The organism is Candidatus Pelagibacter sp. (assembly GCF_052049995.1).
In the GTDB taxonomy this organism is placed as follows: Bacteria; Pseudomonadota; Alphaproteobacteria; order Pelagibacterales; family Pelagibacteraceae; genus Pelagibacter.
The window spans coordinates 108,892-134,598 of record NZ_JBNGYX010000002.1 but is presented as its reverse complement, the minus strand read 5'-3'; the positions used below and the strand labels follow the sequence as shown (position 1 = coordinate 134,598).

Annotated in this window: 24 protein-coding genes; 21 read left to right on the top strand and 3 right to left on the bottom strand. The window is 31.9% G+C overall.

Annotation, left to right across the window (positions count from 1 at the left end):
• Positions 1–72 precede the first annotated feature (72 nt).
• The 14 genes from ACTT9Y_RS02950 to ACTT9Y_RS02885 all read left to right on the top strand — a co-directional run bounded on the left by ACTT9Y_RS02950 (position 73) and on the right by ACTT9Y_RS02885 (position 16,410).
• Entirely contained in the window at positions 73–1,134 is a 1,062-nt protein-coding gene (locus tag ACTT9Y_RS02950; protein ID WP_440932937.1) for an NAD(P)-dependent alcohol dehydrogenase, read from the top strand.
• 23 nt (positions 1,135–1,157) lie between these two features.
• The gene (locus ACTT9Y_RS02945) at positions 1,158–2,693 is read left to right on the top strand and encodes an ABC transporter substrate-binding protein (protein ID WP_440932936.1); all 1,536 of its coding nucleotides are present in this window, start codon (positions 1,158–1,160) and stop codon (positions 2,691–2,693) included.
• Between the two features lie 60 nt (positions 2,694–2,753).
• On the top strand, positions 2,754–3,620 hold the full coding sequence (locus tag ACTT9Y_RS02940) for a carbohydrate ABC transporter permease (RefSeq protein WP_440932935.1): 867 nt from the start codon (positions 2,754–2,756) through the stop codon (positions 3,618–3,620).
• Entirely contained in the window at positions 3,620–4,468 is an 849-nt protein-coding gene (locus ACTT9Y_RS02935; RefSeq protein ID WP_440932934.1) for a carbohydrate ABC transporter permease, read from the top strand. The genes ACTT9Y_RS02940 and ACTT9Y_RS02935 overlap by 1 nt, the downstream gene beginning before the upstream one ends.
• The gene (locus ACTT9Y_RS02930) at positions 4,468–5,547 is read left to right on the top strand and encodes an ABC transporter ATP-binding protein (protein WP_440932933.1); all 1,080 of its coding nucleotides are present in this window, start codon (positions 4,468–4,470) and stop codon (positions 5,545–5,547) included. Before ACTT9Y_RS02935 ends, ACTT9Y_RS02930 begins: the two co-directional genes overlap by 1 nt.
• Complete coding sequence (locus tag ACTT9Y_RS02925; protein WP_440932932.1) at positions 5,540–6,613, top strand: ABC transporter ATP-binding protein; 1,074 nt, start codon at positions 5,540–5,542, stop codon at positions 6,611–6,613. The genes ACTT9Y_RS02930 and ACTT9Y_RS02925 overlap by 8 nt, the downstream gene beginning before the upstream one ends.
• Positions 6,614–6,745: 132 nt before the next feature.
• Positions 6,746–7,903 carry a TRAP transporter substrate-binding protein gene (locus ACTT9Y_RS02920; RefSeq protein WP_440925806.1) on the top strand — a complete coding sequence of 386 codons (1,158 nt, stop codon included), beginning with the start codon at positions 6,746–6,748 and terminating at the stop codon, positions 7,901–7,903.
• 89 nt (positions 7,904–7,992) lie between these two features.
• Complete coding sequence (locus tag ACTT9Y_RS02915; protein ID WP_440925805.1) at positions 7,993–8,577, top strand: TRAP transporter small permease subunit; 585 nt, start codon at positions 7,993–7,995, stop codon at positions 8,575–8,577.
• Complete coding sequence (locus ACTT9Y_RS02910) at positions 8,567–9,928, top strand: TRAP transporter large permease (RefSeq protein WP_440925804.1); 1,362 nt, start codon at positions 8,567–8,569, stop codon at positions 9,926–9,928. The genes ACTT9Y_RS02915 and ACTT9Y_RS02910 overlap by 11 nt, the downstream gene beginning before the upstream one ends.
• A gap of 4 nt (positions 9,929–9,932) precedes the next feature.
• Positions 9,933–11,270, top strand: a complete 1,338-nt coding sequence (locus tag ACTT9Y_RS02905; RefSeq protein WP_440932931.1) for an amidase — start codon at positions 9,933–9,935, stop codon at positions 11,268–11,270.
• Positions 11,263–11,439, top strand: a complete 177-nt coding sequence (locus ACTT9Y_RS02900) for a hypothetical protein (RefSeq protein ID WP_440925802.1) — start codon at positions 11,263–11,265, stop codon at positions 11,437–11,439. The genes ACTT9Y_RS02905 and ACTT9Y_RS02900 overlap by 8 nt, the downstream gene beginning before the upstream one ends.
• A gap of 127 nt (positions 11,440–11,566) precedes the next feature.
• Positions 11,567–12,700 (top strand): TRAP transporter substrate-binding protein, encoded by a 1,134-nt coding sequence (locus ACTT9Y_RS02895; RefSeq protein ID WP_440932930.1) that lies wholly within the window; start codon positions 11,567–11,569, stop codon positions 12,698–12,700.
• 71 nt (positions 12,701–12,771) lie between these two features.
• Entirely contained in the window at positions 12,772–13,755 is a 984-nt protein-coding gene (locus ACTT9Y_RS02890; protein WP_440932929.1) for a TRAP transporter small permease subunit, read from the top strand.
• A gap of 3 nt (positions 13,756–13,758) precedes the next feature.
• Entirely contained in the window at positions 13,759–16,410 is a 2,652-nt protein-coding gene (locus ACTT9Y_RS02885) for a TRAP transporter large permease subunit (RefSeq protein ID WP_440932928.1), read from the top strand.
• Positions 16,411–16,449: 39 nt separating this feature from the next.
• On the opposite strand, the gene ggt is transcribed toward ACTT9Y_RS02885, so the two are convergent.
• A complete protein-coding gene (gene ggt, locus ACTT9Y_RS02880) occupies positions 16,450–18,033 on the bottom strand; it encodes a gamma-glutamyltransferase (protein WP_440932927.1) in 1,584 nt (527 codons plus the stop codon).
• 29 nt (positions 18,034–18,062) lie between these two features.
• Between ggt and ACTT9Y_RS02875 the strand changes: the two genes are divergently transcribed.
• Genes ACTT9Y_RS02875 through ACTT9Y_RS02865 form a run of 3 tightly spaced genes read left to right on the top strand, consistent with a single transcriptional unit; the run spans position 18,063 to position 20,694 of the window.
• Positions 18,063–19,274 carry an MFS transporter gene (locus ACTT9Y_RS02875; RefSeq protein WP_440932926.1) on the top strand — a complete coding sequence of 404 codons (1,212 nt, stop codon included), beginning with the start codon at positions 18,063–18,065 and terminating at the stop codon, positions 19,272–19,274.
• A complete protein-coding gene (locus ACTT9Y_RS02870) occupies positions 19,264–20,082 on the top strand; it encodes an alpha/beta hydrolase (protein WP_440932925.1) in 819 nt (272 codons plus the stop codon). Before ACTT9Y_RS02875 ends, ACTT9Y_RS02870 begins: the two co-directional genes overlap by 11 nt.
• A gap of 48 nt (positions 20,083–20,130) precedes the next feature.
• Complete coding sequence (locus tag ACTT9Y_RS02865; RefSeq protein ID WP_440932924.1) at positions 20,131–20,694, top strand: hypothetical protein; 564 nt, start codon at positions 20,131–20,133, stop codon at positions 20,692–20,694.
• Here the strand turns inward: ACTT9Y_RS02865 and ftsY are convergent.
• On the bottom strand, positions 20,687–21,604 hold the full coding sequence (gene ftsY, locus ACTT9Y_RS02860) for a signal recognition particle-docking protein FtsY (RefSeq protein ID WP_440932923.1): 918 nt from the start codon (positions 21,602–21,604) through the stop codon (positions 20,687–20,689). The two genes, ACTT9Y_RS02865 and ftsY, sit on opposite strands and share 8 nt — an antisense overlap.
• Positions 21,604–22,428: a diaminopimelate epimerase gene (gene dapF / locus ACTT9Y_RS02855; RefSeq protein WP_440932922.1), complete on the bottom strand. Its 825-nt coding sequence runs from the start codon at positions 22,426–22,428 to the stop codon at positions 21,604–21,606. The genes ftsY and dapF overlap by 1 nt, the downstream gene beginning before the upstream one ends.
• Positions 22,429–22,588: 160 nt before the next feature.
• Between dapF and ffh the strand changes: the two genes are divergently transcribed.
• Genes ffh through rplS form a run of 4 tightly spaced genes read left to right on the top strand, consistent with a single transcriptional unit; the run spans position 22,589 to position 25,699 of the window.
• Entirely contained in the window at positions 22,589–23,947 is a 1,359-nt protein-coding gene (gene ffh / locus ACTT9Y_RS02850) for a signal recognition particle protein (protein WP_440932921.1), read from the top strand.
• Positions 23,948–23,959: 12 nt separating this feature from the next.
• Positions 23,960–24,406: a 30S ribosomal protein S16 gene (gene rpsP / locus ACTT9Y_RS02845; RefSeq protein WP_440932920.1), complete on the top strand. Its 447-nt coding sequence runs from the start codon at positions 23,960–23,962 to the stop codon at positions 24,404–24,406.
• A gap of 14 nt (positions 24,407–24,420) precedes the next feature.
• Positions 24,421–25,107 (top strand): tRNA (guanosine(37)-N1)-methyltransferase TrmD, encoded by a 687-nt coding sequence (trmD, locus tag ACTT9Y_RS02840; protein WP_440932919.1) that lies wholly within the window; start codon positions 24,421–24,423, stop codon positions 25,105–25,107.
• 16 nt (positions 25,108–25,123) lie between these two features.
• Positions 25,124–25,699, top strand: coding sequence for a 50S ribosomal protein L19 (rplS, locus tag ACTT9Y_RS02835; RefSeq protein WP_440932918.1), 576 nt, complete (start codon positions 25,124–25,126; stop codon positions 25,697–25,699).
• The last annotated feature ends 8 nt before the right edge of the window (positions 25,700–25,707 follow it).

Sequence of the window (25,707 nt, the reverse complement as noted above, 5' to 3'; positions counted from 1 at the left end):
AAAGCACCATTGACTCCAGTGGACTTCGATTTTTTAATAGGCTTTTTAAAAAAAATATAGGGAGAAAAAGAAATGAAAGCACAGGTTTTGCACAAGTATGACCCAGAGATGAAAGAAAAAGTTTGGGTCACAGGTGAAGAGTTACCAAATCCAAAAATAGAGAAAGCCAGTGATGTAATAGTAAAAATTGGTGCAGCTGGGGTTTGCAGAACAGATTTACATATTATTGAAGGTGTGTGGAAACATATTCAAGACCCGGATGGAAAATTACTTCCTTGCGTTATGGGTCATGAAAATGCAGGCTGGATAGAAGATGTCGGAAAAGATGTAACAGAATTTAAAAAAGGGGATCCAGTAATTTTGCACCCTTTAATTTCAGGAACAGATGGAACCTGTTTAGATTGTAGAAGAGGCAATGATATGCATGCAGCAGCAGGTGCATTTCCGGGATTAAGTATTAAAGAAGGTGGATATTCAGAACTTTTAAAAACAAGTGTTAGAAACTTGATTAAATTGCCAAAAGTCTTAGCTCCCAAAGACGTGGCTCCTTTTTCTGATGCGGGCTTAACAGCTTATAGAGTTGTTAAAAAAGCGACAAGACACTTACTTCCTGGTCAAAGTTGTGTGGTGATAGGTGCTGGAGGTTTAGGGCATATCGCAATTCAATGTTTAAAAGCAATGTGTGCAGCAGATATTATTATCGTTGAAAAATCTGAAAAAGCTTTAAAACACGCAATGGAACTCGGAGGAGATCATGGCGTAATTATTGATGGAAACGAGGTTGAAAAAGTTAAGGAAATAACAAAAGGTGTTGGTGCTGAAGCAGTTATAGATTTTGTAGGAGAAAAAGGTTCAACATCAATGGGTCTTAATATGACCGCTAACGGTGGTTTCTTTTACATAGTTGGTTATGGTGAGGAAATAAAAATACTCGCTGTTGATGTAATCATATCTGAAAGAAACATAATTGGAAATTTAGTAGGAACGTGGTCTGAATTATATGAATTAATGGAGTTAGCTGACAGAGGAAAGGTTAAGTTGTCCATGCAAGAATATAAATTAGACGATGCTAACAAAGCGCTACATGATCTTAATGATGGAAAAGTCAAAGGTCGTGCAGTGTTAGTTCCATAAATAACAAAAGAGAGGAAAGGAAGATGAAGACAATAAAAACTTGCGCAACTGCTCTTATATCAGCTTTGTTGGTATTTAGTCCAGTCGCGTATGCAGATAAGTGGAGCGATCAGTTTCCACATATCAAGGCTACTGGAGATATTCCAGGCGAGTGTTCTTACGAGTCTATGTCTAAGAAAAATTACAAAGGTAAGACACTTAAAATAAATACACATGCTGTTCCAGTTATGGGAGAACCAACAGCTTTACATGCTGAGCAATTTGCTAAACTTACAGGAGCAAAAGTTGATGTAACACATACACCTGCTGGTGATTTGTATGCAAAAGCTATGGTTCCATTTCAAGCAGGTCAAGCTCCATATGATATAGTTTTTGGATTTTCAAACTTTATTAATGATTGGAAAAGATACTTAGAACCAGTTCCAAAAAAATATGTTGAGATGAAACAAATGCAAGACGTTACTCCATCTCACATTGGTATAGCATCTTGGGATGGTGTTATGTATCAGTTTCCAGTTGATGGTGACAGACATTATTTAAAATATAGAAAAGACGTAATTGACAATCCTAAGTATCAAAAAAAATATAAAGCTGATACTGGTAAAGAGTTAAGAGTCCCGCAAACATGGAAAGAGTATGGAGAAATGGCTGCATACTTTAATGGTTGGGACTGGGATGGTGATGGCGAGAAAGAATATGGATCTGCAGAGGTTATGAAAAAAGATGATTTGATGTATGCAGCTTTTTATTCAAGATCTGCCGCTTATTCAAAAAATCCTAGAACTCCAGGTGGTTTTTTCTTTGATTTAAAAACTATGAAACCATTAATTAACAATCCAGGTTTTGTGGAAGCTTTAACCGACTGGGTTGCAGCTACTAAATATGTTCCTCCAGGAGGAATAAACTTTGGTTTGGGTGATGAAATTGGATCATTTGGTGGAGGACAAACTTTGTTTAGTTTTTCATGGGATGACGCATTTGTTGCTGCTATGCAACCTGATAGCCCAATTAACAATAAAGTTGGAGCTGCTCAATTACCAGGCGCAATGAAAGTTTGGAATAGAACTACTAACTCTTGGGATGAAGGATTTAACCAAGCTCCTTTCTTCGTATGGGGATGGGCAGTTGGTGTTGCTAAGAAAAGCAAAGAGAAAGAAATGGCTTTTGATTACTTATGTTTCTTTGCAAACGAAGCAAATCACCAAGCCGACATAGGTATTGGTCGTTTCGGAGTTAATCCATTTAGAAATGATGACTTTAAAGCGGATGTTTGGACTCAAATTGGTTGGGATAAAGATATTGCTCAATCATATGTTGATACCTTAGCTCAAATGGAGGAAAGTAAAAATAGAGTTTTCCCTTTGAGAGTTCCGGGTACATTTGAGTTTAACGCTGCATTAGCTACAGCTGCAGCAAAAGCTTTAGCTGGACAGTTATCACCACAAGCCGCCTTAGACGAGGCTGCTAAGCAGTGGGAAGATATACTTAATAGAGTAGGAAAAGATAATGTAAGAGCAGCTTACTCTGTTGGTGTAGCAATGGAAGATAACAAGCTTTAAAAAATACTTTGTGGCCGTCATAACGACGGCCACAACTAACAAAATCCAAAAATTGCAATTATGAATTTTAAGCACAAGTATGTTTTTTTATTTCCTGGCTTATTTGTGCTTATAGGAATACTTATTTTTCCAATTATTTTTACTATCAGATTAAGTTTATCAGGCTGGAATAGTTATACACCTGAAATGAATTTTATAGGAATTACAAATTATATAAGACTTTTTACAGATGACCCAAGATTTTGGGAGTCTTTTTTCAGACTTAGTTTTTTATCAGTTACTACTGTTATTCTTCAATACACTATTGGTTTTGCATTAGCACTTATTGTGTGGAGAGAAATTAAATTTAAAAGATTCTTCAGAGTCATATTTTTGATTCCTATGATGACTACTCCTGTAATTATGACAGTAATTTGGAGAACTTTTTTTCATGAATCTCTAGGTCCTGTTAATGATCTTTTAGGGAACTTAGGAGTAAAGCCTATTTTATGGCTCAGTGATCCAGTTATTGCTAAATTTACAGTAATTATTGTTGAAGTATGGCAGTGGACCCCATTTATGTTTTTATTGTTACTTGCAGGTTTATTGTCTCTGCCAAAAGAACCTTTTTTAGCCGCTGCAATAGACGGCGCAAGTCCTTTTAGAAAGTTTGTATATGTTACCTTTCCACTTATGGCGCCAATATCAATAGGGGCAATTATTATTAGATTAATTGAAGCCTCAAAGATAATGGATACAGTTTTTGTATTAACTTCTGGAGGACCAGGTACAGCAACAGAAACTTCAAGTTTTTATATTTATATAAAAGGCTTAAGGGAGTTTCAAATGGGTTATGCTGCAACTCTTTCTTTTACGTATTTAGTTATAATGATCATTAGTTTAACGATCATTGCAAAGGTTTTAACAAAATTAATGATTAAAGAATAATGGAAAAACTATACAAATTTTTAAAATACACTTTTATTACTCTCTGGACAGTTTTTATTGTAGCTCCTTTTCTGTGGGCTATCTCCACTTCTTTTAAAGATTTCCAGTCAGTAAATAGTAAGGTTACTTACATTCCCTGGTTAGATTTTGAACCAACACTTGAAGGATGGCGTGTATTAATTAAATCACCTGCAAGAGGTGGGGTGGATATTGTTGAACCTTACTTTAATAGTCTTTTTGTAACCTGTACAGCAAGTTTAATAAGTATAGTTTTAGGAACTTTGGCAGCTTATGCCTTATCAAGATTTACTTTTAAAGCTGGTTTTGTCAGAAATAACGATATTACATTCTTCTTTATATCACAAAGAATAATGCCGCCCATTGTTTTATCAATTCCCTTCTTTATATTTTTAAGCACATTAGGATTATTAGATAGTTTAATAGGACTAGTAGTAGTTTATATAGTTCTTTTAATGCCCATTGCAGTTTGGATTATGGTAGATTTTTTTAACCGAGTTCCAAAAGAGTTAGATGAAACTGCACTTATTGATGGATGTAATCCCTATCAAGCCTTTTATAAAGTAGTTTTACCAAACTCCATCCCTGGATTAATTGTTGCTGGTATGTTTTGTATAATATTTGGTTGGATTGACTTCTTCTTTGCTTTTATTTTAACTTTTACTGAAGTGCAATTATTACCAGTTAAAGTGGTAGCTTTAAATTCTTCTATTACGCCTTGGTGGAGTCTATCCGCATCTGCTTTAATATCTGTGGCTCCACTTATAATAGTCGCTTTTGTGGTTGAAAGATATTTGTCTAAAGGAAATTTATCAGGAGCCTTAAAATAATGAACCTGGTTGCAAAACATTTAACTTACAAACCTGATGATCAGTATCATCTTAATGATGTTTCTTTTAATTTTGAAAAAGGTAGACTTTATACTATTCTTGGACGTACATTGTCTGGCAAAACAACACTATTAAAGACAATAGCTGGTTTATTAAATCCAGATAGTGGAAATATAAATTTTGAAGATAAAAATTTTAGTAAAGTGCCAGTATGGGAAAGAAATGTTGCTATGGTTTACCAGCAATTTATCAATTACCCCCATTTGAGTGTTTATGAAAATATTTCATTTCCACTTAAACAGAGAAAATTAAATGAGGAAAATATAAAAAAGAATGTTGATGATGCTTTAAAAACGGTTGGTTTAGTAGGTTTTGAAAATAGAAAAATCCAAGAATTGTCTGGAGGACAGCAACAAAGGGTAGCATTAGCAAGATCACTTGCGAAAAAAGCAAAAATCTTATTATTAGATGAACCTCTTGTTAACCTTGATTATAAACTTCGTGAACAACTTAGAGAGGAATTTAAAACCATATTTAATGAGGGATTGGCTAATGAGACTATTTTAATTTACTCAACCACTGACCCACAAGAAGTTATGGAATTAAATGGAGAGGTAATTGTACTTGATGAGGGTAAAGTTTTACAAACAGGTCCAGCTAAAGATATTTTTGAAAATCCAATTAACCTCAAAGTTGCTGAAATTTCAAATGATCCTCCGATGAATATTATAAATGGCTTAAAAATTGATGGTAAAATTACTTTCGAAAATATCAACATCAAATTACCAAAACATTTATCTCAATTAGATAATAAAAATTATAATTTTGGAATTAGATCTTCAGAAATTAAGCTTAGTGATAGCGGTGAGGAATTTGAAATAGAGTTAGCAGAAATTAGTGGGTCAGAAACATTATTACATTTAAAAAGAGGAAGTACAAAAGTTATTGCATTGATTGAAGAAGTTATGAATTTTAAAATTCATGAAAAAGTAAAAGTTGTGTTCAATTCTGATAAATTTTATGTTTTTGAAGAGGATGGAAAATTAATCTCATCACCATACAGGATTAAGAATGGCTAAAATAGATCTATCAAATATCTCACATACTTATAATCCAAAAGATTTAGAACCTACTTATGCTCTAAATCCATTTTCGATGACATGGGAAAATGGTAAACGTTACGCAATACTTGGACCATCTGGTTGTGGAAAAACAACTATGTTAAATATTGTATCAGGCTTAATAAAGCCTACTCAAGGCAGGATACTGTTTGATAATGAGGATGTAACTAGCCAAAAAACTGAAACTAGAAATATTTCGCAAGTATTTCAGTTTCCGGTGATTTACAACACAATGTCAGTATATGATAATTTAGCGTTCCCATTAAAATGTCGAGATTTTGAAAAGAATAAAATTGAAGAGAGAGTTCAATCTGTATCTGAAACATTAAATCTTTCTTCATTTCTAAACATGCCCGCAAGGAAACTCACAGCAGATCAAAAACAACTCATTTCATTAGGAAGAGGATTAGTCAGGGAAGATGTAGCTGCTGTATTAATGGATGAACCATTAACAGTAATTGATCCAGACTTAAAATTTAGATTGAGAAGAAATTTAAAAGAAATTAATGAAGAATATAAAACAACATTGGTTTACGTTACTCATGATCAAAATGAGGCAATGACATTTGCAGATAATATTATTGTAATGGATCAAGGTGAAATAGTTCAGGTTGGGCTTCCCAAAGATTTATTTGAAAGACCTAAAACTACTTTTGTTGGTTATTTTATTGGTTCTCCAGCAATGAACTTATTTGAAAGTCAATTACATACAGACAATAGTGTAAAAATTAATGACACAACAATAAAAACAAATACAAATTTATCAAAATTGAAAAATAATAATATAAAACTAGGTATTAGATCAGAATTTGTAAAAGTAGCAAAAGATGAAAGTGAGAATTTGGTAGAAGTTAATATTCAAAAAATAGAAGATTTTGGAAACTTTAAACTATTAACAACAAAAATGGGTCGACTAACAATAAAGTCAAAAATCAATAGAGAAATTGAAATTGCTAATGATAAAGTAAAATTACATTTTCCTCCCGAAAAATGTTGTGTGTATCAAAATAATAAATTGATCTAAGTAAATTTCTACTCAGGATTGTAAAAAAATATAATTAGCTTTAAATAGTGACAATCTGTGCCTCTTTTTAGAAAGACTCTAATATAAAACTATGTTTTACTTCTCGACAGTTAATTAACTAGAGGAGAAGAAATGATTAAAAATAAAAAATCATTGAAGGGTTCTAAAACTCCTTCAAGAAGAAAGTTCTTCAAAGCCGCAGCAGCAACTGGTGCAGCAGCAGCAACAGCTGTAGCAATGCCAAATGTTGCTTTTGGTGCTCCGCAAACATTAAAGATGCAAGCAGCATGGCCATCAGGTGCTAACATCTTTTTTGAAATGGCCGGAGACTATGCCAAAATGGTCGGAGACATGTCAGGTGGAAGTTTAAAAATTGATCTTCAACCTGTTGGAGCAGTTGTAAAAACTGGAGAAATTGGACAAGCTGTAAGTGACGGTGTTCTTGATATGGGACACTGGGTTACTGCTTATTGGTATGGAAAAAATCCTGCCGCGTCTCTTTTCGGAACTGGCCCATCTTATGGTCTATCATCCCAAGAAGTAATGGCTTGGATGGAAGAAGGTGGTGGAAGAGCATTGTATGAAGAAACATTAGCAAAAGTTGGATATGACTATGTTGGTGTTTTTGCGATGCCTATGCCAGCTCAACCATTTGGTTGGTTCAAAAAGAACGTAACTAAAGTAAGTGACGTTAAAGGTATGAAGTATAGAACAGTTGGTCTTGCAACTAACGTTCTTACTGCAATGGGTATGGTAGTTAGACAATTACCAGGTGGTGAAATTCAGCCAGCAATGAAAACTGGTTTGATTGAAGCTGCTGAGTTTAACAACCCAACTTCAGACTCTCAATTTGGTATGCAAGATGTTTCTAAGCATTATCACTTAGGATCTTTCCACCAATCTCAAGAGATGTTTGAAATACCTATTAACAAAAAAACATTTAATAGCTTATCTCCTGCAAACCAAGCAATATTAAAAAATGCTTCGTATGCAGCAAATACCGCTAACTACTTTAAAGCTTTGGTAAGATACTCAGCTGATTTATCTAAATTGATGAATGAGCACAAAGTAAACGTTTACCAAACTTCAGATGCAATTTTAGCAGAACAGTTAAAAGGTTGGGATAAAGTTGTAGGTGATTTCTCTTCTAAAGATCCATTCTTTAAGAAGATTGTTGATTCACAAAAAGCTTACGCGAAAAGAGTAATGAAATACTTACTAATGAATCAGCCTAACTACAGACTTGCTTATGAAAATGAGTTTGGTCCGTTAGCGAAAGTTAAAATCTAAGGTTTAAATATATAAAAAATTAAGGGGGCTTTTTAGCCCCCTTTTTTTTAATTGAATTAATTAAGAAAATTAAGATAAGTTAGTTAAATATGTACTCTTATATAAAATTTGCAGATACTCTTAGTACCTCAATGGGTAAAGCCTTCTCATGGTGCATAGTAATTTTGATGGGAGGAACATGTTATGAGGTTATCATGGCTTACGCATTTAATGCTCCTACTTTATGGAATTTTGATTTCAGTTTACAAATGTATGGAGCGATATTTATGATGGCTGGAGCTTACACTTTAGCAACAGAAGCTCACGTTAGAGGAGATGTTATTTACAGATTGTTCCCAACTAAAGTTCAAGGATGGATTGATTTAATATTATATTTCATCTTCTTTTTTCCAGGGGTGATTGCACTTGCATTTTATGGATATGAATATGCAGCTAAAGCATGGATGGTGAAAGAAACAAGTTGGAATAGTCCAGCACAAATTCAAATTTATATGGCAAAATCATTAATACCTTTATCAGGCATACTTCTTACACTCCAAGGAATTAGTGAAGTATTTAGAGCAATTATTTGTATTAGAACAGGACATTGGCCAGAGAGAGATGCTGGTGCCGAAGAAACTGAAAAAATTTTAATGCGAAAATCTAAAGAGGAAGAAAAAATAGATGTTGTTTAGTTTAACAAATCCAGAAATTGCTATTTTAATGATGGTAATATTTCTGTTTGCTGTATTACTAGGATTTCCTATTGCATTTACTTTAATGGCAATGGGTTTGGGATTTGGGTATTACGCATACTTTGATCCGTCAAGAATGGATCATCTATTAGATAATAGGATATTTAATTTATTTGTTTCAAATACCTACTCTGTGATGGATAACCATGTTCTTACCGCCGTACCTTTGTTTTTATTTATGGGATATTTAGTTGAAAGAGCAGGCATAGTTGCAAGATTATTTTATGCAATAAGACTTGCATCTCATTCTCTTCCAGCATCGATGGCTGTCGCTGCTCTTGTTACTTGCACTTTATTTTCTACAGCAACAGGTATAATTGGGGCAGTTGTGACTTTAATGGGTTTGCTTGCTTGGCCTGCAATGGTCAAAGCTGGTTATGATAAAAAATTCGCATCAGGAGTGATATGTGCTGGAGGATGTTTAGGAATTTTAATTCCTCCTAGTATTATGCTTATTGTTTATGCAGTAATTGCTCAGTTATCTCCATTAAGATTATTTGCAGCAGCAATATTTCCTGGTTTGATGTTAGCAGGTTTATATATTTTATATGCAATTATTTTGGCTTATTTTAATCCATCAGTTGCACCTAAGCCTCCTAAAGAAGAAATTCCACCAAGATCAGTAATTTTAAAAGAAGTTTTGGTTTCATTCTTACCATTATTTTCATTAATCATATTAGTTTTAGGAAGCATTCTTGCTGGCTTAGCTACCCCAGCAGAAGCTGCAGGTGTTGGAGCTTTTGGAGCATTAGTTTTATCTTTCTTTTATAAATCTCTAAAATGGAAAAATTTTAAAGAGTCAGTATTTCTTACTGCAAAAACTACCGCAATGATTATGTGGTTGTTTATTGGATCTTGGACGTTTGCGTCAGTATTTTCATATTTAGGAGGACATGAAGTATTTGAGCATTTTTTTAAATCAATGAATATACAACCTTGGCAATTTTTAGTCATTACACAAATTATAATTTTCTTATTAGGCTGGCCATTAGAGTGGACAGAAATATTAATTATATTTGTTCCAATATTTTTACCTTTAGTAGAATTTTTTGGAGTTAACCCTTATTTTTTTGCAATGTTAATTGCTTTAAATTTACAAACATCATTTTTAACCCCCCCCATGGCCATGTCGGCTTATTACTTAAAAGGTGTACAATCTAAAAATGTTGAATTAATTGAGGTATTTAAAGGCATCATGCCATTCTTAGCGATTGTTATTTTTGGAATGGTTTTAATGTATTTATTTCCAGGTATAGCTTTGTGGTTACCTGATCAATTATTTGCTAACTAACTTGATGAATGAAATTGTAAATTTTTCTGTTCAAGAATTAATAAATAAAATTTCAAATTCTCAAATTACTTCTGTCGAAATATGTGAAGCATATATCGAGAGAATTAATAAGTTTGAAAAAGATATAAATGCATGGGCTTTTTTTGATAAAGAATTATTATTAGAAAAAGCAAAAGAATCTGATGCTTATAAAAAATCTGGAAAACCCATTGGTCCACTACATGGTATTCCTGTAGCTGTTAAAGATATTGTTGGAACTCTTGATATGCCAACTGAATGTGGCACTCCAATACGTAAAGGTAAATCTTATTCACAGAATGCAGAAATAGTTGATTTATTAACTTCTTCAGGAGCTATTGTGATGGGTAAAACAGTTACTACAGAATTAGCATATTTAAATCCCTCCAAAACAAAAAACCCACACGATTATTCACGAACACCAGGAGGATCATCAAGTGGTTCTGCTGCAGTAATTGCATCTTATATGGCTCCACTTTCAATTGGATCACAAACAGGTGGCTCAATAATCAGACCAGCATCTTATTGCGGTGTTGTTGGATACAAACCTTCATTTGGTCTAATTTCAAGGAATGGAGTATTAAAGACTTCTGAAAAACTTGACCATCTTGGAGTTTTTGGAAAAACAGTTGAGGACATAGCTTATTTAGTTAAAGAGTTAATTAAAAAAGATTCCCATGACCCTGCCACTGTTTATTATTCTTCAAATAATATGGTTGATGCTGTAAAAAAAGGTCCTTTATATGAACCTAAGTTCATATTTTATAAAACTGAATTTTGGAAATCAATTGACAAAAAATCTAAGGAAGCTTTTGAATATTTTATAAAGTCGTTTAAAAAAAATATAGAAGTTCATGATACTCCTTCTTATTTTAAAGATATCCATAAATATCATCAAATAATTTATGAAAGTGATCTAGCTAATAATTTTAGTGATTATTATAAAAATTATAAATCAAAACTTTCAAAAATTATGCAAAATGCAATTGCAAATGGAAGAAAACATACTGCAAAAGAATATGCTGAAGCAATAGATTTTATGAAAAGAAGCTACGATTCTTATAAAGAAGTATTTGAGGACTATCATGGGGTTTTATCCCCATCCAGTCCAGGTGTTGCTCTAAAGGGTCTTAAGAGCACTGGATCAGCTGATTTCAACAAAGTTTGGTCTTACTTAGGAACTCCTTGTATTTCACTTCCTTTACTTCAAGGCGAAAATAATTTACCATTAGGCATTCAAGTTATTGGAGAGAAATATGACGACAATCGTTTCTTAGGAGTTTCTAGTTGGCTTGAAAAGAAAAGTGAGAAATTTAATGAATAAACTTGTAACACTAATAGGACTTTCTTTTGCAATCTTTTTTCTTTTAGGTTTAGCAACAACACTTACAAGATCTATGATGATTGGTTTTCTTGATGTGTTACCTGTTTATATATTGATGATACTTGCGATATCGATGATGTTATACGAAGCCTTCTTTGACAAAAAATAAATTTAATTATTCGTAAATTTACTACCTCTGATTGTATTATATTCTTTAATAGGAATTTTAACCTAGACTTAAACGTCCAATTGTAATTTAATCTGTGCAGTTAATTAACAAAGAAGAGGAGATACTAATGATTAAAGAAAAAAAATCATTGAAGGTTTCTAGATCACCTTCAAGAAGAAAGTTCTTTAAAACTGCAGCTGCAACTGGTGTTGCTGCTGTTGCGGCATCATCTTTATCTGCTCCAGCTGTTGCCAAAGAGAGAATAGAAGCTTCTATGGTAGCTACTTGGCCAAGAGATTTTCCAGGCCTTGGAACTGGTGCACAAAGACTTGCGCAAAGATTGAGTGATATGAGTGACGGTAGAATTCAAGTTACTTATTATGCTGCTAATGAAAGGGTAAAAGCATTTGACTCGTTTGATGAAGTTGCTTCAGGCAATTCTCAAATGTATCACGGTGCTGATTACTACTGGGTTAAAAAACACCCTGCATTTGGATATTTTACTGCCGTTCCGTTTGGTTTTACATATGCTGAAATGAACGCCTGGTTAAAATTTGCTGGTGGACAAGAGCTGTGGGATGAATTGACTGACGATTTCGGAACACAAAGTTTTGCCGCTGGTAACACTGGAGTGCAAATGGGTGGTTGGTTTAACAAAAAAATTAGATCAGCTAATGATATTAAGGGTTTAAAAATGCGTATGCCTGGTTTAGGTGGACAAGTACTTGGAAAACTTGGTGGTTCTCCAATTTCACTTCCAGGTGGACAAATTTATGAAAACCTTGTGTCTGGTGCAATTGATGCAACGGAATGGGTAGGACCTTGGAATGATGAGGCTTTCAAATTTTATGAAGCAGCCAAGTATTATTACTATCCAGGAATGCACGAGCCAGGATCTACATTAGCTTGTGGAGTTAACAAGTCTTGGTTTACAAGTCTAACTAAGTCAGACCAGTTAACTATTAAAACCGCGTGTGATTGGGCTGATACAACTACAATGGCTGAGTATAATGCTAAAAATGGAGCTGCTCTTGCTCGTTTAGTAAATGAGAATGGTGTCAAACTTGAGAAGTTTAATGATAAAGTTTATGACGCTTTTGCTAAAGGTGCTGCGGAAGTTTTTGATGAAGTTCAGCAACATAGTGCTCTTGCTAAGAAAGTACATGATGCCTTTATTAAAGGACGAAAAGAAATAGGTGCTTGGACAAACTTGTCTGATTCGCCTTACATTTCTCAAAGAAATAGAGCATTAGGAGTATAATTTAATTCTAATTAATACTAGAGGGCCCTTAAATGGGCCCTCTTTTTATATATCATTAAAAGTTTTGTCATATGATTGAGAAAAAAAACTTATCTATTTTAATAAGAATATTTAGTTATTCTATCTTGGCATTAACATTAATTTTTTTAATAAATAATGTCTTAACAGTTTGGTTTGATTGGCCAGGAGTTAAAAAACTTTTTTCTCATTATGAATTATTTGGATTTAAAAAATTAAATAAGCCTCTTGAGGGATTAGCGATAAATTTATCGTATATTCAATTCTTGTTTTATTTTTTATCTTTTGTAGCAGTTATAATATTTGTTCTTAAATCTTTAAATCAAACATTACAAACAGATTCTGAGATACTAAAAAAAATAACAGCATATGTTATAAGATCTTCATTCTGGGCTGTATTAATTGTTGGAGTTGTAGATTTTTTAATCTCATTTATGGTTGTAGAAAAATTGGTTGAGCCAATTTTTGGAGAACAAGTTAAAATTAATTTAGTAAAACCTGCTTTCAGAATTACATATATTCACTTTCCTTTAATATTAGCCTCTTTTATAATTGGTTATTTTAATAAATCTGTAGGGTTTATTTGGTTAGCAGTTTTAGTAGTTGGAAGTGAATTCTTGATAGTTATATCAAGATTCATTTTTCAATATGAACAAGCATTTCAAGGAGATCTTGTTCGTTTTTGGTATGCTGCTCTTTATCTTTTTGCAAGTGCATATGCACTAATTCATGAAGGTCATGTAAGAGTCGATGTTTTGTATGCTAATTTTAGTGAGAGAAAGAAGGCCTGGACGAATGCAATTGGATCTCTCGTTTTAGGTATTCCTTTATGCTTGATAGTAATATTTTTAGGTATGGGAGGTAAAGCTAGTATCATTAATGGTCCAGTAATTTCATTTGAGATTACTCAGCAAGGTTCTAACGGATTATATTTACTTTATTTAATGGCAGTTTACCTAGCAGTATTTGCAGTAAGTATGTTAACTCAATTCACAAGCTACTTTATGAGTAGTAGTTACAAACTTTTAAAGAATTAAATAATGGAACATTTATTTTTAGCTTTACTAGTAATTATAATGATTGGAGCTTTAGCATCTGGTTTTCCAGTAGCTTTTGCATTACCTGGATCAGCAATAATTTCAATAGGACTAGCTGCTTTTTTTGGTTATTTATTTGCAGGAGACCCTAGTGCTTATTTTGCTGTTGATGGGCCTAAAGAATGGTTAACCGCTGGTATTACCAATTTTAGGAGTAATTATTGGGATGTAGAAACCGACACCTTAATTGCGATCCCATTGTTCATTTTTATGGGGATAATGTTGCAAAAATCAAAAATTGCAGAAGACCTTTTAGTTACCATGGGACAACTATTTGGACCAATTCCTGGAGGGCTTGGTATTTCTGTTATCTTTGTTGGTGCATTACTTGCAGCGACAACTGGAATTGTTGGAGCAACAGTAATAGCAATGGGACTAATTTCTTTACCCACAATGCTAAATAATAAATATGATAAAAGATTAGCAAGTGGAATTGTTTGTTCCTCTGGAACACTTGGTCAAATTATACCTCCTTCAATTGTCTTAATTATTATTGCTGATCAATTGGCAAGTGCCGCTGATGTTGCAAATACTATGCGTCAGACTGATTATAAAATTTTAACTGGTGAATTTAATATGCCTGGAGAATTTAGAGTAGGGTCTACTTCAGCTGGAGATATGTTTTTAGGTGCATTATTACCAGGGTTAGTTTTGGTTGGTTTGTATATGCTTTACATATTTGTGTATGCAAGAATAAATCCAAAAGCAGCTCCTCCTGTTCCATTTAAAGGAAATTTTGATTCTAAATTTTGGATCAAAGTTATATTAGTTATTATTCCACCGCTTGCCCTAATCTTTGCAGTTTTGGGCTCTATACTTATGGGCATAGCAACAGTTAATCAGGCTGGATCAATAGGTGCTATTGGTGCAACAATGATGGCGGGATATCGATTACACCAAGGTAAAAAGAACGCCTACTACCCAATAATAATTGCGATCGTATCCGTAATTCCAATCTATTTTTTATCTAAAAATTATAATTTAAATATTAAAGCAGTTGACACTAGAGATCTAGGAGCAATATTAATTGCCTTATTTTTTACAATTACATTTTTAGCCAGTGTTGTATGGAGTTTTTGGAGAGCATTTAAAATAGATGATGTTTTAAAAGAAGTTGTTGTAGAAACTTGTGTAACTACCTCAATGGTATTTATAATTCTATTAGGAGCAGCAATGTTAACCTCTGGATTTAGGGCATTTGGAGGTGAAGAGTTAGTTAGAGATTTTCTTCAAGATTTACCAGGAGGATTTTGGACACAATTCGTTGTTGTAATGGTAGTAATTTTTTTATTAGGTTTCTTTCTTGATTTTATTGAAATAGCTGTAGTTGTTGTTCCTATTATTGCTCCTATATTATTAGCTGAACCAGGTGCGAATGTAAGTGCAATTTGGCTTGGTGTTATGATTGGGGTAAATTTACAAACTTCATTTTTAACCCCACCATTTGGATTTGCTTTATTTTATTTAAAAGGAGTAGCTTCAAAACTTGTTACTACTTTAAATATTTGGAAAGGAGTTGTTCCGTTTATTATTTTACAATTGATAGGTCTTGGAATTGTTGGTTTCTATCCTTCATTGGTAAATTATTTACCAGCAAGAACATATCTAACTTCTAATGTAGCTCCACCACCAATGAATCCAAAACTACAATATTGCTTACAAGAATATAAATTTGCAATTTATAATAATGAAGAACAAACAATTACAAATGCAATTAAGAATATGCAGAAATTAATTCCAGCAAATCTTCCAGTAGATAAATTAGATATCTTTGAAGAGCATTTTGATAATGCTTTAGGAACTTTTGCTATAGTTAAAAAATTACAAAAAACTGAGCAAGAATATGATTTATTTACAAAAGATTATAAAGATCTTCATTTTAATGTAAGAAAAATTCAGAAAAAAGTTAGAAAAATTGACCAAAAAATAAAAAAGTTAAAAGCTGAAATTAGAAACTTAGACGAAGATAATTTATCAGCTAAAAATAAATTAGAATTAAAAATTGAGAATTACGAGCTAGAAATTAAAGAACTTCAAAATAAAATTCCTGAAATCTGGAAAACTAAAAATGGAGAGTTTGAAATATTACATAAAGCAAAAAACACAAGAACCAAGAGATATAGAAAAAACGTTGATGAAGCTTATGAAACTTTAGATCAAATAGTAATGTTTATAAATGATAATGAAAAATTAAAAGAACTTTCGCCAGAAATAAAAGAATTAAGAAATACTATTAATAATAAAAATTTTGAAAAATCCATTTCAATAATTGATAGTCTTTTTGAAAATCTTGGAGAAATCTCTGGAACAGAAGAATTTGCAAATAAACTTGATGATCTAATTTCTGTCATTGATAATGATGAGATTGATGAACAGAAGTTAATTGAAACCAGTACAGAAACTTTTGATCTTTTTAATTTAGAAGTTTCATGGAGAGATGATGCTAATAAGAATTTGATGCCTGAATTAATTAAATATAATGATGTTATCAAACATAATATTGGTCTAAGACTTCAAAACAGATTAACTAAAGAACAGGCTAAATTTGTTGCAAGGTGTAATTCAGTTCATAGAGATATATCTTTAAACTTTTAATTCTTTGGAATTAGTTTTTACATCATTCTTCGATGAGTATTAATATCCTTTTGCATACCCATCTTTTCTAGGATCTGATCCACCTAAGAGATCACCTTCACTTCTATTTATTTTTATTGCTTGGCCCCCACCATGTGTACCATCAAAATATTCTACATTATGACCTATTTCTTTTAGCCCATGGAAAATTTCTTTATCAACAGTTTTTTCTAGTTTGTAAATATTATTAAAATGAAAAGCTCTTGGAAAACTCAAAGCTTCTTGTGGTCCCATTCCAAAATCAATCATATTATTTAAAACATGAACTTGTCCCACTGGTTGATATTGGCCTCCCATAACCCCATAACTTAAAGTTGCTTTGTTGTTTTTATCAATAAGCATACCAGGAATAATAGTATGTAACGGTCTTTTTAAGCCTGCTATACAGTTTGGATGTCCATTTTCTACTCTGAAATTTGTACCCCTGTTATGTAAAAGTATTCCACTTTTATTTGTGGTAATACCTGACCCGAATACATAACAAACAGAATTGATTATTGATACACTATTTAAATCCTTATCTACTACCGTTAGATATATTGTTTCTGGATGAGCTGGAATATTTAAGTCACCAACATCACTGCATGAATTTAAGTTAATTTTATTAAAAATTTCTTCAATATTTTTATCACTTAAAATTTCTTCTAAATTTAAGTTAACAAAATTTGGATCACCTAAAATAGTTTCTTTAACTTTATAAGCTTGTTTTGTAACTTCTGCTTCAAGATGGAATCTTTCTGTACTATTTAATTTATAATTTTGAATATTTAGTTTTTCTAATAATTTCATCATAATCAATACTGTAACACCAGGACCATTGGGAGGGCATTGATGAATAAAATCACCCTTATAATTAGATTTGATTGTATCTGATCTTATTGTACTCTGATTTGAAAAATCCTCAAAAGTATGTACACCACCTAATTCATTTAAAGTTTCAACTATATCTTTTGCAATTTCTCCTTCATAAAATTCTTTACTTCCTTTTTTGCTAATTGATTCAAGTGTTTCTCCTAAAGCAATATTTTTCATTAATTCATTTTCTTGATAAGCACGACCATTTTTCAAAAAAATTTTTTTTGAGTTTTCATTACCATTGATTTTATTCAAACTATTTTTCCAAGCATTTGATACGACTTTTGTAACTCTATGGCCATTCTTTGCTATATCAATTGCACCTAAAAATAATCGTTCAAAATCTAGCTTACCAAATTCCTTATGAATTTTTTCCCAAGCATTAAGTGCACCAGGAATTGTGACTGAATGTGGACTAGTTAATCCAATTTTATCAATATGCTTATCCTTAAAAAAATCATAATTTAATTTTTCAGGCGCTAAACCTGATCCATTAAAAGATACAGGATCCTTGTTATCCATTTTAACTATTGCAAAACAGTCGCCACCAATACTCGTTGCATTAGGCTCTACTACAGATAAAACAATCGAGGCAGCAATTGAAGCATCTACTGCATTTCCACCTATTTTGAGTATTTTTAATGCTTCCTCTGTAGCTAAAGGATGTGAAGTTGCAGCCATTGCATTTGAAGAGCGTGCATCTTTATCTTTTGTTGACTGATTATTCATAGTACAGATTAATTCTCAAAAATTTATAAATGATTACTAAAGTAAATAAAAGCATTATCATATTTTGTGTTTTCGCTTTTGGATTTTTACTATCCAATCTGGTTAGATCTATAACTGCAACTTTAACTCCCGTTCTAACCTCTGAGTTTGATCTAACTGCAGGAAATCTGGGATTATTGGCAGGCGGCTATTTTATTGGTTTTTCGATAATGCAAATTCCTGTAGGGCTTTTATTGGATAAAATTGGTCCAAAAAAGGTAATCGGTTGTTTTTTAATGATAGCATTCATTGGAACAATATCATTTGCACTCGCAAAAAGTTTTTCTGGATTATTTATATCCAGAATATTTATTGGTGTAGGGGTTAGTGCTTGCATGATGGGACCCCTTACTGGATATAGAGTATGGTTTGCAGAAAAATACCAACAGAGAGCAAATTCTTGGATGTTGATGGTAGCAAATATTGGATTTGTATCATCAACTTTACCCGTTCAAATACTACTTCCATATATTGGATGGAGATGGATCTTTATTTTAATAGCTATACTCATTTTATTAAGCATAATATTAATTTTTTTGTTTATTCCTAATTGGGACCAAAAAGAAAATACCTCAATAAAATCTGAGAAAGAGTCATTAAGTCAAATTTGGAAAAATAAATTTTTTATAAGCATGATTCCTCTGGCATTTATTAATTATGGAGGTATTCAAGCAATTCAAACTTTATGGGCTGGTCCATGGATGTTAAATATTTCAGGTTACACACCCCTTCAAAGTGCTACTGGTTTATTTTGGATAAATATCACTATGTTAATTTCATATTTTATTTGGGGGTATATCTTACCAAAAATTTCAGATTATGGCATAAATAGTATTAAATTAATTAAGCTAGGTTTACCAATCAGTTACTTTTCATTATTTTTGATAATTTATTTTGGTAATAATGCAGGAGTATTCTTATTTACCATATATATCATGACATCAATTGTTATTTCTTTAACTCAGCCAGCAATTGCGCTAAATTTTTCAAAAAATCTAGCTGGCAAATCTCTTACTTCATTCAATGTATTTCTTTTTTCTGGAACTTTTTTTGTTCAGTGGGGTATAGGATTAATTATTGATTTATGTAATAATAAAGGATTTGATATTTTAAGTAGTTATAGAATTTCATTTTCACTTTTTTTAATTCTATGTGTATTAAGTTATACTTTCTTTATTTATTTAAATAAAAATGAAAATTAATACAAAAATGACATTAACCAATATATTTTTATTTATATTTGTAATATATACTTTAATTTGTGTTTTTCTTTTCTTTTATCAAAGAAATTTAATGTATCATCCTGATGAGAATAACTATTCTGGAGATAATTTAGAAGTTAACATTGAAAAAGTAAATATTAAAACAACAGATAATATTAATCTTTTAGGCTGGTTTCATAATAAAAATTTAAAAAGTTATAAAACAATAGTTTATTTTCATGGAAATGCAGGGACACTTGAAAACAGAATCCATAAGTTAAATCATTTTAAAGACATGGATGTTAATTTTTTAATTATTGCATGGAGAGGGTTTAGCGGCAATAAAGGAAAACCAAGTGAGGAGGGTCTTTATACAGATGGTGCTAGTGCAATAAACTGGCTTAAAGAAAAAGGTCTAAAAGAAGAAGATATAATTATTTACGGAGAGTCATTAGGAACTGCCATTGCAACTGAAATTACTCAGAATAAAAATTTTGCAGGATTAATCTTAGAAACGCCCTTCACATCAATGATTGAGGCTGCGAAAAATTTTTATCCATATATTCCAGTAGGTTTAATTTTAAAAGATAAGTATGAAAATAATGAAAAAATTAAAAATATTAATATTCCAGTATTAGTAATGCATGGTGAGGCTGACCAAATAGTTCCATTTTGGATGGGTAAAAAAATTTTTAATTTAGCAAGTGAACCTAAATATTCATATTTTACAAAATATGACGATCATATGATGGAATATGATGATAAACTTGTATTAGCTCTCAAATCGTTTGTTGATAGTTTAAATTAAGCCATAATCTAAACAAAGATAATTCAAATTTTTTTTTTAAGTTAATTTATGAAAAATTTTTTCTTATTTTTTATTGTTCTTTTTTCTATAAATAATTTATCAAATGCCAAAGAAAATTTAGCATCTGTAGACAGCCTTTTTCATATTGATCAAATGAATTCACACGATGAAAATTTTGCATTATATTTTAAAACCCGTGAAAAAGCTGTATTAGCTCGAGGAGAAGATTCAAATTATATTAATGATTTTCCAAAAGATCTTTATATTTATAACTATAAAACGAAAGAGTCCTTGCCATTGATTTCTTATGAATGGTTTCCCAAAACTGCAAAATATTATTTACAGGAATATGATTTTCCAGTTTTTCCAGATGACTTTGCATATTATCTTTTAAAAGATAATAAAACTTTAGTGATGATTAGTGCTGTAAAAAGTTTAAAAGCTAATTTTAAATTTGATATAATTGAGAAGAAACTAGAGCTTTATCCTGTAAATGGAAAATTTGATTTTATTATTTCTTCGATAGCCAAAAATTGTGGACATTATGAATTTAAAGAACACTACAAATGTAGTTTTTACAAACCTTTAATTTCAAGTACCTTAATTAATTAATTTGAGTAAATGCCTCTGCAAATTTTTCGGCCTCAAAAATTTGTAAATCATCTTCTTTTTCACCTAATCCAAGTGCAATAATTGGTAGTTTATATTTTTTAGCAACAGCTAAAAGAATACCTCCTTTTGCTGTGCCATCTAATTTTGTCATAATAAGACCAGTTATCGGAATAATTTTGTTAAATTCTTCAACTTGATTAATTACATTTTGGCCAGAAGTTGCATCCAAAACTAAAATAACATCATGTGGAGCATCAGGATCAATTTTTTTAGTAACGTTTGCAATTTTTTTATATTCTTCCATCAAATTTTTTTTATTTTGTAGTCTTCCAGCTGTATCAATTAAAACTTGGTTAAAATTATTGTTTAATGCTTCTTCAACAGCCTTATAAGCGACTGATGCAGGATCAGAACCTTGAGATGATTTTGTAATTTGAACATCAACTTTGTTTGCCCAATTTTCTAGTTGTTCTATAGCTGCTGCTCTAAAAGTATCTGATGCAGCTAGCATTACCTTGTTTCCATTACCCTTTAATATTTTGCTTATTTTTCCAATAGTAGTTGTCTTTCCAACACCATTGACACCTGAAATTAATGTTGCATTTAATTTTTCTTTTTTTTTGAAGAATTCAATATTTTCTAAAGGTTTCATAATTGAAATAATATAATTTTTTAAAATATTATTTATTTCGTCGGTTAAATCTTTATTGGGATCAATTTTTGTTTGAGAAATAATTTCTCTTATTTCTGAAGCCGAAACAATACCAACATCTGATTGAATTAAGTAATCTTCAATTTTGTCTAGTGTTTTGTCATCAATCTCTTTTTTTACAACTATATCTCTTAAACCTGTTGTAAAAGCTGAGGCACTTTTTTTAAAACCTGATTTAAATTTTTCAAAAATTCCCATTAAATTTTAAAATTTATCTCCTCAATATCTGAAACCGGTCCTTTCATAAGAATACTATTGTTTTCATCAATTGAAATTGTCAATCTACCTGTAGAAAATTCAATATCCACTTTATCATTTACCAGTCCGTTTTGTTTTGCGGCAAAAGCTGTTGCGCAAGCTGCAGTTCCACAAGCTTTGGTAAGTCCAGCTCCTCTTTCCCACACTCTAACTTTTATCAATTCTTTATTAACAACAGTTGCTAAAGTAACATTACATTTTTCTGGAAATAGTGAGTGGGTTTCAATTTTTGGTCCAATTTTTCGAATTTCAAAATTTTCGTTATTATCAACAAAAAAAACTACATGTGGATTTCCAACATTTACAGCAGTTCCGCCAGAAAATTCGTTATTATTTTTGTCATTAATTTTAATTCCTAAATTATTCGTATTTAATTCTTTAGACAACGGAATCTCATCCCATTTTGTTTTTGCAACACCTATTTCTGTAGAAACCATTTTTTCTCCAACAATATTTGATTTTAATTTGCCAGATAAAGTTGTTAGGACAATTTCTTTTTTGTTATTTTCTTTGCCTAATAAATCAGCAATACATCGCGTACCATTTCCACACGCACCAGACATTCCTCCATCTGAATTATAAAATTCTAGTGAAGCATCTGAAATATCATTTTTTTTAATCAATATTAGTTGGTCACAACCAATAAATTTTCTGTCACAAATCTTTATTATTTGCTCTTTCGTCAAATTTGTAGTTGTTTGCCTATTATCTATGATGACAAAATCATTACCTAAACCGTCCATTTTAAAAGCTTTAATATCCATATATAGATATTTAACTTATTTATTGACTTTTTGAACCTCTATTATAGTTTGTTGCCGTTTCCGCAAAAACATTAACTTTGCGGTGTCTTTGGAAACAAAGAGATCGACACTAGTCAGCGAGGGTTCGCCCACTAGTGCGTTACTGCTATGCGTAATAAATATGTTTGAAAATTTAACAAATAAATTTGAAGAAATTTTTTCTTCTCTAAAAAAGGCACCTTCACTTGATGAAGCTCAAGTAGATGAAGGTTTAAGAGGTATTAGGCAAGCCTTACTTGAAGCAGATGTCTCTTTGGATGTTGCAAAAGATTTTATTGAAAAAGTTAAACCAAAAGCATTAGGCCAAGAGATAATAAGGTCTACCTCTCCTGGGGATATGGTTGTTAAAATTGTTTATGATGAGCTTGTAGACTTATTAGGTGCAACAAATAATGAGATAAACTTAAATGCAGTACCGCCTGTGCCAATGATGTTAGTTGGTTTACAAGGTTCTGGAAAAACAACAACAACAGCAAAATTAGCAAAATTTTTAGAAAATAATAAAAAGAAAAAAGTAATGATGGTCAGTCTAGATATTTACAGACCAGCTGCACAAGAACAACTTAGATCTTTAGGAGAACAAAATAATATTTTAACTTTACCTGTTATAGAAGGTCAGCAACCTGCTGATATTTGTAGAAGAGCAATAAGTGCCGCTAATTTAAATGGAGCTGAAATAATTTTATTTGATACTGCTGGTAGAACTCAAATTGATTTACAAATGATGAGTGAGATTAAGCAAATTGAAGCTGTCATTAATCCAACAGAAACTTTCTTAGTTGCAGACTCTTTAACAGGTCAAGTTGCAGCCTCAGTGGCAAAAGAATTTAAAAATACAGTTAATTTATCTGGAATTATTTTAACTAGGGCTGATGGTGATGCAAGAGGTGGAGCCGCAGTGAGCATGAAATATGTTTCAAACGTTCCAATTAAATTTTTAGGTATAGGAGAAAAAATAGATAATCTTGAAGTATTCCATCCAGATAGAATTGCAAACAGAATACTAGGTATGGGGGATATTGTATCCCTTGTAGAAAAGGCGGCTCAAGATTTAGGAGAAGAAAATCTAAAAAAAGCAGAGGAAAATTTAAAAAAAGGTCAATTCTCTATGGAAGATTATTTATCTCAATTAAGACAAATGAAAAAAATGGGTGGCATTGAGGGAATTATGTCTTTTATGCCAGGAGTTTCTAAAATTAAATCTCAAATGGATTCAGCGGGAATTGATGAAAGTATAATTAGTAAAAATGAAGCTGTTATTTTATCAATGACAAAAAAAGAAAGAGAGAACCCAAAAATAATAGATGGTTCTAGAAAAAAAAGAATTGCTAATGGCTCTGGCACAGATCCGGCCACTATCAATAAATTGCTTAAGCAATTTAAAATGATGTCTGAAATGATGAAAAAGATGTCAAAAGGAAATCTGAAAGGTATGTCTGATAAAGGTATACCGCCAGAGCTATTCAACCAATTAAAGTAAAAAGGAGAAAAAATGTTAAAATTAAGATTATCAAGAGGTGGAACAAAAAAACGTCCTGTTTATAAAGTTGTTGTTGCCGACAGTCGTTTTGCAAGAGATGGAAGATTTATAGAAAAGGTTGGTTTCTTTAATCCTCTATTACCAAAAGAGAAAAAAGAAAGAGTGGGTCTAGAAGCTGAGAGAATTAAATATTGGCTTGGTCAAGGAGCTCAACCAACAACTAGAGTAGCAAGAATTTTAGGTGAAAACGAATTAATGCCCATGCCTGCAAATGGAAATAATCCAAATAAAGCAGTGCCAAAAAAAGAGAGAAATAAAAAAGAAGAGGATAATAAAGAAGCTCCTAAGGAAGAAGCTCCAAAAGCAGAAGCAGCTCCAGCAGCAGAAGCTCCTGAGGAAGAAGCTCCCAAGGAAGAAGCTCCAAAAGCAGAAGCAGCTCCAGCAGAGGAAAAAAAATAATTTAAAGATTATTTATGTGGCAAGCTCAAGTGTTTACACTTTATCCAGAGGTTTTTCCTGGTCCTTTATCTAAAGGACTCTATGGAAAAGCTTTATCAAATAATTTATGGAAACTTAAAGTTGTAAATATAAGAGATGCAGCTGATGACAAACATAAAACAGTAGATGACACACCTTATGGGGGTGGTTCAGGAATGTTGTTAAAAGCAGATGTTCTTGCAAAGTCTTTAGATGAAAACAAAAATGAGAGTGAGAGAATTTTATACTTATCGCCAAAAGGAAAAAAATTTGATCAAAATTTAGCAAAAGAGCTAGCTAGTGAAAAATCTCTGTCTTTAATTTGTGGTCATTTTGAAGGTGTGGACGAAAGAATACTTTCAACAAGAAATATTGAGGAAATTAGTATTGGAGATTACGTTTTGTCAGGCGGGGAGTCAGCTGCATATGTAGTTATAGATAGTATTTTAAGATTGCTGCCAGGTGTATTAGGAAATGAAAACTCCAAATTAGATGAAACCTTTGAAAATGGTCTTTTAGAGTATCCCCAGTATACAAAACCTAAAATTTGGGAGGAAAAAGCTGTGCCAGACGTGCTATTATCAGGTGATCACAATAAAATTAAACACTGGCGTTTATCTCAATCTGAGGCTATAACACGCGACCGAAGACCGGATTTATGGGAAAAATATAAGAAGAATTAACTTGATAAACATTAACATGAAAACAATTGAAGAAATAAATCAGCATAACGTTAACAAAATTCTTTCAGAGAAAAAAATTCCAGAATTTTATCCAGGAGATGTTGTTAAAGTTGGTGTGAGAATTACCGAGGGTAAAAAAGAAAGAATTCAATATTTTGAAGGAGTGTGTATTGCTAAAAAAAGCAGAGACTTAAACTCATCTTTTACGGTTAGAAAGATTTCATTTGGAGAGGGTGTTGAGAGAACTTTTCCTTTATTTGGAACTTTAATTGACTCAATTAAGGTTATTAGATCAGGTAAAGTAAGAAGAGCAAAACTTTATTATTTAAGAGACAGAACTGGTAAATCAGCAAGGATTGCAGAAAAAATTAGAAAAAAAATTGGTATTGATATTGAGGCAAAACCAGAGACAGTTACAGAAGAAAATGTAGCTCCTGCAATAGAAGCAACAAAAGAAGAAGCTCCAAAAGCAGAAGCAGCACCAGTAGCAGAGGCTCCTAAAGCAGAAGCAGCACCTAAAGAAGAGGCGGCTCCAGCAGCAGAGGCTCCTAAAGAAGAACAAAAATCAGAAAGCTCTAAAGAAAAAAAATAATTTTTTTT